The sequence below is a fragment of the Micromonospora sp. NPDC051925 genome (assembly GCF_044548625.1).
GTDB lineage: Bacteria > Actinomycetota > Actinomycetes > Mycobacteriales > Micromonosporaceae > Micromonospora.
Genome location: NZ_JBIUCH010000035.1, coordinates 12,333 through 25,697 on the forward strand (window position 1 = coordinate 12,333; position 13,365 = coordinate 25,697).

Consider the following 13,365-nt stretch of genomic DNA (forward strand, 5'->3'; position numbering starts at 1 on the left):
GAGAATCCGACGGGAACGACGACCGACCGGACGTCAGAGCCAGGAGCCGGAGGCGGTGTCGATGACCGGGCCGGTGGTGACGAGCCCGCCGGGGCGGGCCGGGAGGCGGCGGTGACGTCCGGGGTGGCGCTGGCCTTCGCGCTGGGTGCGGCGTTCGGCTACGGCATCGGCTCGGTCCTGCAGGCCGTCGGGGCGCGGCGCGGGGCCAGCACCCTGCGCGCCCTCGGTCACCCGCTCTACCTCGCCGGCCTGGCCTGCGACACGCTGGCCTGGCTCGCCTCGCTGGTCGCCCTCCAGCGGCTGCCCGTCTACGCGGTCCAGTCGGTGACCGCCGGCTCTCTCGCCGTCACCGTGGTCGCGGCCCGGATCGTGCTCGGCGCGCGACTGCGTCGTCGTGACACCGGGGCGATCCTGGTCACCGTCGCCGCCCTCACCGTCATCTCGCTGGCCGCCGGCCCGGAACCGCCGGTCGCCGCGTCGACGGCGCTGCGGGTCGGGCTGGCCCTCGCGGCGCTGCTGACCGCCGCCGCCGGGCTCGCCGCCCTGCGGGCGACCCGACCCCTGGCCAGCGCCATGCTGGCCGGCGTGGCCTGGGGGATCACCGCACTCTGCGCCCGAGCCTTCACCCCGCCGGCCGACCCGCTGGGCCATCCGGGTACGGCCGGGTGGGACCTGGTCCGCGAGCCGGTCACCTGGGGGCTGGTCGTCTCCGGGGTGACCGGGACGATCCTCTACGCGCACGCGCTGCGACACGGGCCGGTCGGGCCGGTCACCGCCGTGCTCTGGGCGGTCGAGATCGTCGTCCCGTCGGTGGCCGGGGTGGCGCTGCTCGGTGACGGGGTACGGGCCGGCTGGCTGCCCTGGGCGATCCTGGCCACCCTGACCACCGTGGCCGCCGCGGTGGTGCTGGCCACCGCGCCGGCCACCGCGAACACCGCCGAGGAGGGCGGCCCGGGATGAACTCAGCCGGCCGGGCGGCGGCCCTTGAGCCGGCGGCCCAACTCCCGGGCGATCTCCCGGTTGGCGTCGCGTTCGGCGAGGACCTGCCGCTTGTCGTACGAGCGGCGGCCCCGGGCCAGCGCGATCTCCACCTTGGCCCAGCCGTTGCTGAAGTACATCGACAGGGGCACCAGGGTCACTCCGCCGTCGCGCAGCTTCTCCAGGATCCGGGCGATCTCCACCCGGCGCAGCAGCAGCTTGCGGGTACGCCGGGGCTGGTGGTTGGTCCAGGTGCCGTAGCCGTACTCGGCGATGTGCAGGCCGTACAGCAGGATCTCGCCGTCGCTCTCCTGGGCGAACGCGTCGACCAGCGACACCCGCCCCTCGCGCAGCGACTTCACCTCGGTGCCGGCCAGCACGATCCCCGCCTCGTAGGTCTTGAGGACGGTGTAGTCGTGGCGGGCCTTCTTGTTGGCAGCGATGAGCTTGCGTTCCGCGTCCCGCGACACCACGACCACCCCCGACCCGGACCTGCCTGCGGCGTACACCCTACCGGCCGGTGCCCGCCCGACCCCTCGTGGCAGGATCGCCGCATGTCGGAGGCAGCAGCGATCACGCCGGAGGACCGGGACTGGACCTTCGTCATCGACGACGGGTGCGCCGAGTGCGGCTTCGTGCCGCAGCAGCCCGCCGCCACCGGCGACCGGCTGCGGGCCACCGTGCCGATCTGGCAAGAGGTGCTGTCCCGACCCGACGCCGCCCGGCGGCCCGCGCCGACCGTCTGGTCGCCGGTGGAGTACGCCTGCCACGTACGGGACACCTGCCGGATCTTCCGCGGCCGGCTGGAGCTGATGCTCGACGTGGACGACCCGATCTTCCCGAACTGGGACCAGGACGCCACCGCCGTCGAGGAGGACTACTTCCACCAGTCACCGGCCCGGGTGGCCGACGAGCTCACCGCGCAGGCAGCGCTGACCGCCGCCGCGTTCGACGCCGTCGGGCCGCGGCAGTGGGAGCGGCCGGGCCGGCGCAGTAACGGCTCGGTGTTCACCGTGCGTCGTTTCGCCGTCTACCTCCTGCACGACGTGGCGCACCACGTCCACGACGTGACCCGACCACCGACCGCCCGCTGAGTGCACCGCGACGAGCGTCGGGCTGCCCCTGAGCGGCCCGACCGCTGAGCCGGCCGGCGGGGTCCGGCCGCGGCGGGCCGGCCCGGCCACCCGCCGCGACGACCACCGCCCGCCCCGCCCGGCAGCCGGTAGGGTCCGCAGCCGTGACCGACGCCGACTTCCTCACCGAGACCCGCGCCTCCTACGACACGATCGCCGCCGAGTACACCGCCCGCAATCGCGACGAGCTGGCCGCCCGCCCGCTCGAACGGGCCATGCTCGCCGCCTTCGCCGAGATCGTCCTCACCGGTGGGGGTGGCCCGGTCCTCGACGTCGGTTGCGGCCCCGGCCGGATCACCGGGCACCTGCGGGACCTCGGGCTGGCCGTCGCCGGTCTCGACCTGTCCCCGGGAATGCTGGCCCAGGGCCGGCTCGCCCACCCCGACCTGGGTTTCACCGAGGCGTCCATGCTGGACCTGCCGGTGCGCGACGGCGCGCTCGCCGGCCTGGTCGCCTGGTACAGCATCATCCACGTGCCCGACGAGCTGCTGCCCCGGGTCTTCGCCGAGTTCCGCCGGGTGCTCGCCCCCGGCGGGCACGCGCTGCTCGCCTTCCAGGTCGGCGACGAGACGGCGCGTTACACCGAGGCATGGGGCAACCCGGTCTCGCTGGCGTTCCGCCGCCGCCAGCCGGACCGGGTGGCCGCCCTGCTGCACGACGCCGGGCTGCCGGAGCGGTCGCGGCTGTGCCGTGCGCCCCAGGAGTTCGACGGTCAGACCGAACGTACTCCGCAGGCCTGCCTGCTGGTGCGTCGGGACGACGACCGGGCGTGACCGGGTCGCCACGGCACCTCGTATCCTGTTGCGCGGATCTGGCCCACCCGTACGAGGAGGTTGGTGTGAGCAGTCGGACCGAGACGCTGGAGTTCCAGGCGGAGACACGCCAGCTGCTGCAACTGATGGTGCATTCCATCTACTCGCACAAGGACGTCTTCCTGCGCGAGCTGATCTCCAACGCCTCCGATGCGTTGGACAAGCTCCGGCTGGAGTCGCTGGTCGACTCCGACCTCGATGTCGACACCTCTGACCTGCACATCGAGCTGGTGACCGACCCGGAGGCGCGGACCCTCACCATCCGGGACAACGGCGTCGGCATGTCCCGCGAGGACGTCGTCTCGCTGATCGGGACCATCGCCCGCTCCGGCACCGCCGAGCTGCTGCGCAAGCTCAAGGAGTCCAAGGAGAACGCCGGGGGCGAGCTGATCGGCCAGTTCGGCGTCGGGTTCTACTCGACGTTCATGGTCGCCGACCGGGTCACCCTGCTCACCCGGCGGGCCGGGCAGACCGAGGGCACCCGCTGGGAGTCCACCGGCGAGGGCACGTACGTGGTCGAGACGGTCGACGACGCCCCGCAGGGCACCTCGGTCACCGTGCACCTCAAGCCCGCCGACGACGAGGACAACCTGCACGACTACACCGACCGGAACACGGTCCGGCAGATCGTCAAGCGGTACTCGGACTTCATCTCCTGGCCGATCCGCACGACCGTGCCGGGCGTCGACGGCGGCGAACCGACGGTGGAGACCCTCAACTCCCGCAAGGCGCTCTGGGCCCGCCCCCGCGACGAGGTCGCCGAGGAGGAGTACCGGGACTTCTACCGGCACGTCAGCCACGACTGGACCGACCCGCTGGAGACCATCCACATGCGCGGGGAGGGCACCTTCGAGTACGAGGCGCTGCTGTTCCTCCCCGCGCACGCGCCGTACGACCTGTACCAGGCCGACGGGCGGCGCGGGGTGCAGCTCTACGTCAAGCGGGTCTTCGTGATGGACGACTGCGCCGCGCTGATGCCGAACTACCTGCGCTTCGTCAAGGGCGTGGTGGACGCCCACGACCTGTCGCTCAACATCTCCCGGGAGATCCTCCAGCAGGACCGGCAGATCCAGATCGTCCGCCGCCGGCTGGTCCGCAAGGTGCTCGCCACGGTCAAGGACATGCGGACCGGCAACCCGGAGCGGTTCGCCACCTTCTGGGCCGAGTTCGGCCGGGTGGTCAAGGAGGGTCTGCTGGAGGACTCGGACAACACCGAGACCATCCTCGACCTGGTCTCGGTGGCGTCCACCCACCACGACACCGAGCCCACCACCCTGCGCGGGTACGTCGAGCGGATGAAGGAGGGCCAGGGCGAGATCTACTACGCCACCGGTGAGAGCCGCACCTCGCTGGAGAACTCCCCCCACCTGGAGGCGTTCCGGGCCAAGGGCTACGAGGTGCTGCTGCTCACCGACCCGGTCGACGAGGTGTGGGTGGAACGGGTCGGCCAGTTCGACGACAAGCCGCTGCGCTCGATCGCCAAGGGCCAGGTCGACCTGGAGACCGAGCAGGAGCGCAAGGACACCGAGGTCGCCCGGGAACAGCAGAACAAGGAGTACGCCGAGCTGCTCACCTTCCTCGGCGGGGCGCTCGCCGACACGGTGAAGGAGGTCCGGCTCTCCTCCCGGCTGACCACCTCGCCCGCGTGCATCGTCGGCGACGCGCACGACATCACCCCGACCCTGGAGAAGATGTACCGGGCGATGGGGCAGGAACTGCCTCCGGTCAAGCGGATCCTGGAACTCAACCCGACCCACCCGCTGGTCACCGGCCTGCGCGTCGCCCACCAGCGGGGCGACGACACGTCGACGCTGACCGAGACCGCCGAGCTGCTGTACGGCACGGCGCTGCTCGCCGAGGGCGGCGACCTGGCCGACCCGGCCCGGTTCGCCCGGCTGCTCGCCGACCGACTGGCCCGTACCCTCTGATCCGTCGCGGTCCCGGCCGGGTGCGCGTGCGCCACCGGCCGGGACCGCGGTGTCGCGGGGTGTCCGCTGCGGCAGCGGATAGGCTGGGCGCTGGTGTGCCGGGAAGTCTGGTCGGCGATGGATGACGCGACCCCTGCCGACGAGGAGTTTCCGTGACCGACGCCCACCGGCGCCGTCCCAGCCTGTTCGCCCGCCGCTCGTGGGCCGAGACCAGCCGCATCTCCACCATTCTCCGCAAGGAGACCGTCGGTGGGGCGCTCCTGCTCGGCGGGGCGCTCATCGCGTTGATCTGGTCGAACTCGCCCTGGTCGGGGGAGTACCAGGCGCTACGGGACCACACCGTCGGTCCGGCATCGTGGCACCTGGACCTCAGTGTGGCCACCTGGGCGGCCGACGGTCTGCTGGCCGTGTTCTTCTTCGTCGCCGGTCTGGAGCTCAAACGCGAGTTCGTCGCCGGGGACCTGCGCGACCCCCGTCGTGCGGCGGTGCCGGTGGCGGCGGCCGTCGGCGGCGTGCTGGTGCCCGCCGTCCTGTACTACGTGATCGCCGTCGGGGCGGGTGACGGCGCCGGCCGGGGGTGGGCCATCCCCACGGCCACCGACATCGCCTTCGCCCTGGCGGTGCTCGCCGTGGTGGGCCGATTCCTGCCGTCGGCGCTGCGGACCTTCCTGCTCACCCTGGCGGTGGTCGACGACCTGCTCGCCATCATGATCATCGCGGTCTTCTACACCTCGGACCTGTCCGTCGTCCCGCTGCTGGGCGCGCTGCTGCCGCTCGCCGCCTTCGCGGTCCTCGTGCAGCGCCGCGTCCGGTCGTGGTGGCTGCTGCTGCCCCTGGCGGCCCTCACCTGGGTGCTGGTGCACGAGTCGGGGGTGCACGCCACCGTGGCCGGGGTCCTGCTCGCCTTCACCGTTCCGGTGGTCCGTAGCGCGGCGGCGGGTGGCCCGGACGCCGGCCCCGGGCTGGCCGAGCACTTCGAGCACCGGATCCGACCGATCTCCGCCGGGATCGCCGTCCCGGTCTTCGCGTTCCTCTCCGCCGGTGTCACCGTCGGCGGACTCGCCGGACTGGCCACCGCGTTGACCGACCGGGTCGCGGTCGGCATCGGCGTCGGCCTGATCATCGGCAAGCCGGTCGGCATCCTGGCCGCGACCTGGCTGGTGTCCCGGTTCACCCGCGCCGACCTCGACGAGGGGCTCAACTGGCTCGACGTGCTCGGTCTCGCGCTGCTCGGCGGGATCGGCTTCACCGTCTCGCTGCTGATCGGGGAGCTCGCCTTCGGCCTGGGCAGTGCGCGCGACGACCACGCCAAGGTCGCGGTGCTCGCGGGTTCGCTGGTGTCGGCGTTGCTGGCCAGCGTGATCCTGCGGGCCCGGAGCCGCGTCTACCGGCGGGTGCACGAGGCGGAGAGCGTCGACCTGGACCGCGACGGCGTGCCGGACGTCTTCGAACCGGACTCGGAGCGACCCGCCGACGCCGGGGGAGGCCGGGCCAGCGCGACGTAGCGCAGCCAGGGGTACGTAGCGCAGCCAGGGAGGGGTACGGCCCGGCCACCGCCAGGCCGGCGACCCGCTCCCAGCCTGGCGTCGACCGATGTGCCGCCGGGGATCTGCGGCCTCACGGCAGGTTAACCGGGTACGCCCGGGTCTCACCGGCCTCGACCGTCGCCCACACCCGCTGGCCGGCTAGCAGCCGCAGCCCGGCGGCGACGGCCGGGGTGACGTCGGCGACGGCGGTGACCGCCCCGGTGAGCTGCACCCGCAGGTGGTCCCCGTGCCGGTACACCCCGGCGACGGTGGCCGGCCAGGTGTGGTGCGGGTCGCCGTCGGGCCGGTGGGGGTGCAGGGCGACGGCGGTGGGCGGGAAGACCACGAAGGCGTCGCCGTCGAGCCGGTCGGTGGTCGTGACGGTGAACCCGTCGGCGAGGTGGACCAGCCGGCCGTCGGCCCGGCCCCGAAGCAGGTTGAGCCCGACCAGCCGGGCCACGTAGTCGGTGCGCGGCCGGGTGGTGACCGTGCCGGCGTCGCCCTCCTGGACCACCCGGCCGTCCTCGACGATGACCAACCGGTCGGCCAGCGCCAGGGCGTCCAGCGGGTCGTGGGTGACCAGGACGGCCGCGCCGGCGTGGTCGGCGAGGTGGCGGTGCAGCTGGGCCCGGGTGTCCAGCCGGGTACGGGCGTCGAGCGCCGCCAACGGCTCGTCGAGCAGCAGCAGGGTCGGGTGGACGGCGAGCGCCCGCGCCAGGGCGACCCGTTGGGCCTGCCCACCGGAGAGTTGCCGGGGGCGACGCCGGGCGTGCTCGGCCAGGCCGACCCGGTCCAGCCAGTCGGTGGCCCGCTGCCGGGCAGCCTGTCGGCGCAGGCCCTGCCGGCGTGGGCCGAAGGCGACGTTGTCCCGCGCGGTCAGGTGCGGGAAGAGCAGGTAGTCCTGGAACACCACGCCGACCGGTCGCCGCTCGGGCGGTACGAACCGCCGCGCGTCGGGACGGTCCAGCTCCACCCCGTCGAGGCGCAGCCACCCGGCGGTGAGCGGGTGCAACCCGGCGAGGGCACGCAGCGCGGTGGTCTTGCCGGCGCCGTTCGGGCCGAGCAGCGCGACCACCTCACCGGCGGCGACGTGCAGCCGGACGTCCAGCCGGAAGCCGACCCGGTCGACGACCAGGTGGCCGTCCAGCAGCGGGCCGGTCACGGGCCGGTGATCCAACGGTCGCGCAGCCCGGCGAGGATCACCACCGAGACGGTGAGCAGCACCAGGCTGAGCACGACGGCGGACTCCAGGTCGGTCTCCAGGGCGAGGTAGACCGCGAGCGGCATGGTCTGGGTGCGGCCGGGATAGTTGCCGGCGAAGGTGATGGTGGCGCCGAACTCCCCGAGCGCGCGGGCCCAGCACAGCACCGCCCCGGCGGCGACTCCGGGGCCGACCAGCGGCAGGGTGACGTGGGTGAAGGTGGTCCACCGGCCCGCGCCGAGGGTGGCGGCGGCCTCCTCGTAGCGGTGGTCGGCGCCGCGCAGCGCACCCTCCACCGCAATGATCAGGAACGGCATCGCCACGAACGCCTCGGCGAGCACCACGCCGGTGGTGGTGAACGGCAGGGTGACGCCGAAGGTGGCGTCGAGCCAGCCGCCGAGCGGCCCGCGCCGGCCGAAGACCAGCAGCAGCGCCACCCCGCCGACCACCGGCGGCAGCACCAGCGGCACCGTGACCAGTGCCCGGACCAACCGGCGGCCGGGGAACTCGACCCGGGCCAGCAGCCAGGCCAGGGGTACGCCCAGAGTCAGGCAGAGCAGCGTGGCGAGGGTGGCACACTGGACGGACAGGCGTAGCGCGGTGAGCACGCCGGGCGCGGTGAGTCGCGGCCCCAGGGACGTCCACGGGGTTCGCAGCAGCAGACCGCCCAGCGGCAGCACCAGGAACAGCAGTCCGAGGGCGGCGGGTACGAGCAGCGCGACCGGCATCCGCTGACCGGTGCCGCGTCGGCGGGTGCGGGCGGTCACGAGCCTGACGGTGGTTGGAATCCGGCGTCGGTGAGGACCGCCCGGCCGGGCGCGGAACGGACCAGCTCGACGAAGGCGCGGGCGGCCGTCGGGTTCGGCGCGTCGGCCAGCACCACGATCGGGTAGTCGTTGACGGCGCGGGCGGACTCGGGGAACTCGATGCCGTCGATGTCGCGGTCGGCCGAGCGGGCGTCGGTGCGGTAGACCAGAGCGGCGTCGACCTCACCGAGCTTCACCTTGGCCAGCGCGCCCTTGACGTCCTGTTCGAGGGTGACCGGGGTGACCCGTACGCCGGCCGCCTCCAGGGCGGTGGTCGCCGCCGCCCCGCACGGCACCTGGGCGGCGCAGAGGGCGACCTTCAACCCCGGCCGGGTCAGGTCGGCCAGTCCGGCGACCCGCTGCGGGTTGCCCTCGGGCACGGCGATGACCAGCTGGTTGCGGGCGAAGACGGTGGGGGTGCCGGCGGCGTGGCCGGCGTCGGTGACGGTGGCCATGTTCTTCGGGGCGGCGGAGGCGAAGACGTCGGCGGGCGCCCCCTGGGCGATCTGGTTGGCCAGGGCGGAGCTGCCGGCGAAGTTGAAGGTCACCGTGCTGCCCGGGTGGTCCGCCTCGAACTGCCGGCCGAGGGTGGTGAACGACTCGGTCAGCGACGCGGCGGCGAAGACGGTCACCGTGCCGGTCGGGCCGCCGTCGTGTCCCGGTTCCGTGGTGTCGGCGGCGCATCCGGTGAGGGCGAGGGCCGCCGTGGCGAGCAGGGCGACGGTGGCGCGCATCCGGCGGCTGACCGGGCCGGTTCCGGTGCGGTGCCGGGTGGCCGGGTGGGTTCCGGCGGTGCGGTGCCGCCGGGTGGCCGGGCGGGTTCCGGCGTCGGCGCGGTGCCGGGTGGCCGGGTCGGTTTCGGCGTCGGCGCGCGCGGGATGGGTCACGGATTGGTCCTTCCCCTGGTGGTGCCGTTCGGGGCGGACCGCTCCACCACGACGGTGGTGGACTTGATCACCGCGACGGCCACCGAGCCGACCCGCAGGTCCAGCTCGTCGACCGCCTCGCGGCTCATCAGCGAGACGAGCCGGAACGGCCCGGCCTGGATGTCGACCTGGGCCATCACGGTGTCCCGGACCACGGCGGTGACGATCCCGCGCAGCCGGTTGCGGGCCGAGGAGAACTCGGTGCCGCCGTCCGGGCCGGCGGACTGGGCGCGGACGAAGCCGGCCAGGTCGACGCCGTCGACGAGCCGATGGCCGTGTGTGTCCCGGTGGGCGGGCAGCCGGCCGGCGTCCACCCAGCGCCGTACGGTGTCGGCGCTGACGCCGAGCAGTTCGGCGGCCTCGCTGATCCGGAACACGCTCACCCGGCCACCCTAGACCCTCGTGCTTGCGGGGCAACAGTGGACCCAGGGCTGGTGTACGCGAGGGCGAAGGTGGTGGGTGGGCCGCATGTGCCGGTCCGGTACGCGGGCGCGGCGGGGGGCGCACCTGGTGGGGCCGGCACGCCGAGGGCCGGCCGTCGCGGGTGGCGACGACCGGCCGCTGCCGGCTTCGGGGGGTCAGCTCAGGGTGAGCGCGGTGTCGTCCACCACGAAGGAGGTCTGGAGGCTGCTGTCCTCCACCCCGCTGAACGAGATGGTGGCCGTGGTGCCGGCCAGCGCGGAGACGTCGAAACTCCGCTGCACGTACCCGGTGGCGGCGTTGACGTTGGAGTACGTCGCCAGGGTGGTGCTGCCGGCCTTGACGGTCAGCTTGTCGTACGCCGTGCTGCCCGACTCGGCCGTGTCGATGTGCAGCCAGAAGGAGAGCGTGGCCCGGCATCCGGCCGGGATGCTCACCGACTGGGACAGGGTGTCGGTGTGGGTCGAGCCGTACCCGTTCAGCCACGCCTTGTACGAGCCGCCGTGGGCGGCCTGGCTGGTGGAGTTGGTGATCACGCCCGAGGACGTGGTCCAGCCGGTGGCGCCGGACTCGAAGCCGGGGTTGGTCAGCTTCTGGCCCGAGCAGCCGCCCGAGGTCGGGGTCGGCGTCGGGGTCGACGTCGAGGTGGGCGTCGGGGTCGGGGTGCTGGTGGTGCAGGTCGGGTCGCCCGACTGCGCCGGCACGCTCACCGCGTCCCAGGCGGCCTTGACCGTGTTGAACTCGGTGCAGCTGCCCGGGTAGAGGGTCTTGGCCGCCTGCAACGTCCAGGTGCGGTACTTCAGGTACGACGAGGACGACGTCTTCAGCAGCATCGCGTTGTACATGATCTTGATGGCCTTCTGGATCCCCAGGCCGGTCACGGTGCTGCTGTTGCAGGTCGGGCTGGTCGGCTGGCCGTTGGTCGGGTTGCTGCCCATGGCCAGCAGGTAGAACCAGTGGTTGCCGGGGCCGGCCGCGGCGTGCACCTCCTGGCTCGGGATGCTGCTGGAGTAGCAGTTGGCGTCCCCGAGCGCGGACGGGTTGTACATGTTGCGGATCGGGCCGCTGCCGACCAGGTTGATCTTCTCGCCGACCAGGAAGTCCGGCGCGTCGTAGCTGGCCGGCTCGTTGGCGAACCACTCGGTGGCCGCGCCGAAGGTGTCGGCGACGAACTCCTGGGTGTTGCCCTTGGAGATGCCGCCGGGGGTGGTGTCGTCGATGCCGTGGCCGATCTCGTGGGCCACCACGTCGAGCGAGCCGATCCACTGCCCGGCGGTGTTCTTGCCGATCTGCACCTGACTGCCGTCGTAGTAGGCGTTCTGGTCGTTGAGGCCGACCCGGATCGGCCACGCGCCGCCACTGCCGTTGGCCCCGTTACGGCCCAGCCACTGCGACAGCATCTTGTGCTCGGTCTGCGCCGAGAACAACGCGTCGACGCAGCCGGTCTCCTTGTTGGTGCCGGTGCCGTTGCCCCAGACGTCGTCCGAGCCGGAGAACGTGGTGTTGTTCGCGGCGTCCTGGCAGCTCTGGTTGGTGACGGTCGGGTCCTTGAGCGAGTAGGTGCTGCCCGACTGGGTGGTGTCCAGGGTGACCGGGCCGTTCCACGCCCCGGTGCCGGTGCCCTGGACGACGTGCTCCTGGGTGCCCAGCACCGTGCCGGTGGTGGCGTCCACGTCGACGGTCAGCCGGCTGACGCCCTTGGCGCCGGTGCCGGTGACGGTGGTCTCCCAGGCCAGGGCAGGCCGGGCGCCGAGGGTGTGCACCACCAGCGTGGTGCCCTCGACGCCGGTGACCTTCCGCAGCTGGGCGCGGGCGGTCCGTTCGGCCGCCGCGGCGGTGAGCTTCGGCGTGGTGGACAGTTCGCCGATGCTCTGCTGCTGGGCGACGGAGGCGTAGGTGACCTCACCGGTGGACGTGGTCGCCAGGACGAAGTCGCCGCCTACCACGGCCAGGCCCTTGTAGGTGCGTTCGTACGGCACGTACTGGATGCCCTCGGAGGAGATGACCGGCTTCTGCACGAACGTGTCGTCGGCGCTGGCGTGCAGGTAGGCGGGTCGGCTGGCGACCAGCGAACTGGCCGCGCCGACGGCCGCCGCGCGGGCCTGGGCCGGGTTCGGGGTGGGTTGCGACGGCGCGGCCTGCACCGCTGCGGTGGTGCCCGCGGCGATCAGGCCGGCCGCCACCGCGCCGGAGAGCGCGACGAGGCGGGGTGAGAGCTTCAAGGGGGTGCTCCTGTTCTCCGACGGCGCGGCGATGCCCTGTGGGGTCGCGCGCCGATGCTGCGATGAGGCATGGCCGCGACGGACGGTCTCCGGGCTGCCGGCGGGCCCGGTGGGGGTGACCTTCCGTCGCGAGTCGCCGGGGGTTGGCGACTGCTGGAGGCACGATCACACGGGCAGGCACCCATATCAATGGATTGACTGGGGCAACCATCGGACAGTGTCGCCGGCACCGCTGTTTCCAGCCGATGAACGACCGTCGACCACCCTGGCCTGAACAGGTGGTATCCTCTGGATCTTTTCCGGTCGGCCGTCCCAGTTGATCGCGTTCGCCGGAACGCGCGGCCGGTGCGCATACGCCCGGTCGGCCAGCAGTGGGACAACGTCGTCATGTCCGTCGTGCTCGGCGTAGTGGGCACGAGTCGGTGAGCCCCGATCGCCTACCATGCGGCTGTGCCGGACATCGACGAATCTCTCGCCGCCTCTCAGGTGTGGCGGGGGCAGGGCGTCTGGTCGCAGGCCGCCCGACGGGCGAAGCGACGGATCACCCGGGGGCGACGGGTGGTCGCCGGCCTCACCGCGACCGCTGCGGTCGCCGGCACCGCGGCGGCGCGACTGGCCGATCCCGCTCCCACCGCCGGTCGGCTGCTGGCGATCGTCGCCGCCGCAGCGCTCCTGCTGGTGCCGATGGCCGGGCGCTGGGCGTCCCGGGACGCGGTGGCCGTCTGGACCCGGCTCCGCTCGGTCTCCGAGGCGTCGAAGGCGGAGCTGCACGCCTACCTCGCCCGCGTCGCCCCGTACGCCGACGCGGACGCCGACGCCGTCCTGCTGCGCCGCTACGACCTGCTCGTGGCGGACAGCGGCGACCTGGTCGGGCACACCCTCGACGTCGCGCCGGTCGACCGTCCGCTGCCGCCCGTCACCGACGTGCCGAGCTACCTCGTCGAACGGGTGCAGCGGCAGGTGGACGGCTACTACCTGCCGGCGGCGCGGCAGGCCGGCCGGGCGGCCGGCCGGATCGGCCGGTCGGTGACCGCGCTGACCGTCCTGGCCGGCCTGCTCTCCGCCGTCGCCGGGGTGCTCGGTGACGGCCTGGGTCTGACCGCCTGGGTGGGGGTGGCCGCGGTGGTCACCACGGCCCTGGTCGGCTATGGCGCGGCCCAACGCTACGAGCAGCAGCACCTCGAGTACGCCCGGACAGCCGACCAGTTGACCCGGCTGCGACTGACCCGGGCGGCCGGACTCGGCTGGACCGACGACGACGCGTTCGTCGCCGAGTCCGAACGGATCATCGCCCAGTCCAACGCGGCCTGGATGGCCAAGATGGTCGAGGAAGATGGCGCTGCGCAGCAGTGACATGACGTGCTGTGGCAGATAGCATCATCGATATCCGTGGTTGGCCGTCGACGTGGACGG

The 13,365-nt window shown here is 73.1% G+C and carries 12 protein-coding genes; 6 read left to right on the forward strand and 6 right to left on the reverse strand.

Features of this window, described 5'->3' with window-relative positions; translation table 11 throughout:
* The first annotated feature begins 111 nt into the window (after nucleotides 1–111).
* A complete protein-coding gene (locus ACIG87_RS30965) occupies nucleotides 112–960 on the forward strand; it encodes a hypothetical protein (protein ID WP_396855163.1) in 849 nt (282 codons plus the stop codon).
* Between the two features lie 2 nt (nucleotides 961–962).
* Here ACIG87_RS30965 and smpB read toward each other — a convergent pair whose 3' ends face one another.
* On the reverse strand, nucleotides 963–1,448 hold the full coding sequence (smpB, locus tag ACIG87_RS30970; protein WP_396855164.1) for an SsrA-binding protein SmpB: 486 nt from the start codon (nucleotides 1,446–1,448) through the stop codon (nucleotides 963–965).
* 84 nt (nucleotides 1,449–1,532) lie between these two features.
* Here smpB and ACIG87_RS30975 point away from each other — a divergent pair, with 84 nt between their 5' ends.
* From ACIG87_RS30975 to nhaA, 4 genes are all read left to right on the forward strand, one after another.
* Entirely contained in the window at nucleotides 1,533–2,072 is a 540-nt protein-coding gene (locus ACIG87_RS30975; protein WP_396855165.1) for a DinB family protein, read from the forward strand.
* Nucleotides 2,073–2,215: 143 nt separating this feature from the next.
* Nucleotides 2,216–2,884: a class I SAM-dependent DNA methyltransferase gene (locus ACIG87_RS30980; protein WP_396855166.1), complete on the forward strand. Its 669-nt coding sequence runs from the start codon at nucleotides 2,216–2,218 to the stop codon at nucleotides 2,882–2,884.
* Between the two features lie 65 nt (nucleotides 2,885–2,949).
* On the forward strand, nucleotides 2,950–4,851 hold the full coding sequence (gene htpG, locus ACIG87_RS30985; RefSeq protein WP_396855167.1) for a molecular chaperone HtpG: 1,902 nt from the start codon (nucleotides 2,950–2,952) through the stop codon (nucleotides 4,849–4,851).
* A gap of 152 nt (nucleotides 4,852–5,003) precedes the next feature.
* The gene (nhaA, locus tag ACIG87_RS30990) at nucleotides 5,004–6,356 is read left to right on the forward strand and encodes a Na+/H+ antiporter NhaA (RefSeq protein ID WP_396855168.1); all 1,353 of its coding nucleotides are present in this window, start codon (nucleotides 5,004–5,006) and stop codon (nucleotides 6,354–6,356) included.
* A gap of 112 nt (nucleotides 6,357–6,468) precedes the next feature.
* Here nhaA and ACIG87_RS30995 read toward each other — a convergent pair whose 3' ends face one another.
* From ACIG87_RS30995 to ACIG87_RS31015, 5 genes are all read right to left on the reverse strand, one after another.
* Nucleotides 6,469–7,539: an ABC transporter ATP-binding protein gene (locus ACIG87_RS30995; RefSeq protein ID WP_396855169.1), complete on the reverse strand. Its 1,071-nt coding sequence runs from the start codon at nucleotides 7,537–7,539 to the stop codon at nucleotides 6,469–6,471.
* Nucleotides 7,536–8,306 carry an ABC transporter permease gene (locus ACIG87_RS31000; protein ID WP_396855182.1) on the reverse strand — a complete coding sequence of 257 codons (771 nt, stop codon included), beginning with the start codon at nucleotides 8,304–8,306 and terminating at the stop codon, nucleotides 7,536–7,538. The genes ACIG87_RS30995 and ACIG87_RS31000 overlap by 4 nt, the downstream gene beginning before the upstream one ends.
* Before the next feature lie 35 nt (nucleotides 8,307–8,341).
* Nucleotides 8,342–9,118, reverse strand: a complete 777-nt coding sequence (modA, locus tag ACIG87_RS31005) for a molybdate ABC transporter substrate-binding protein (protein ID WP_396855183.1) — start codon at nucleotides 9,116–9,118, stop codon at nucleotides 8,342–8,344.
* A 149-nt stretch (nucleotides 9,119–9,267) separates the two neighbouring features.
* Nucleotides 9,268–9,693, reverse strand: a complete 426-nt coding sequence (locus ACIG87_RS31010; protein WP_396855170.1) for a molybdopterin-binding protein — start codon at nucleotides 9,691–9,693, stop codon at nucleotides 9,268–9,270.
* A gap of 195 nt (nucleotides 9,694–9,888) precedes the next feature.
* Nucleotides 9,889–11,952 carry a M4 family metallopeptidase gene (locus ACIG87_RS31015; RefSeq protein ID WP_396855171.1) on the reverse strand — a complete coding sequence of 688 codons (2,064 nt, stop codon included), beginning with the start codon at nucleotides 11,950–11,952 and terminating at the stop codon, nucleotides 9,889–9,891.
* 450 nt (nucleotides 11,953–12,402) lie between these two features.
* Between ACIG87_RS31015 and ACIG87_RS31020 the strand changes: the two genes are divergently transcribed.
* Nucleotides 12,403–13,305 carry a DUF4231 domain-containing protein gene (locus ACIG87_RS31020; protein WP_396855172.1) on the forward strand — a complete coding sequence of 301 codons (903 nt, stop codon included), beginning with the start codon at nucleotides 12,403–12,405 and terminating at the stop codon, nucleotides 13,303–13,305.
* The last annotated feature ends 60 nt before the right edge of the window (nucleotides 13,306–13,365 follow it).

Coding starts and splice junctions, on each gene's coding strand:
- ACIG87_RS31000 (WP_396855182.1), bottom strand. CDS start 8,306: ATGCCGGTCGCGCTGCTCGTACCCGCCGCCCTCGGACTGCTGTTCCTG.
- modA (WP_396855183.1), bottom strand. CDS start 9,118: ATGCGCGCCACCGTCGCCCTGCTCGCCACGGCGGCCCTCGCCCTCACC.
- ACIG87_RS30975 (WP_396855165.1), top strand. CDS start 1,533: ATGTCGGAGGCAGCAGCGATCACGCCGGAGGACCGGGACTGGACCTTC.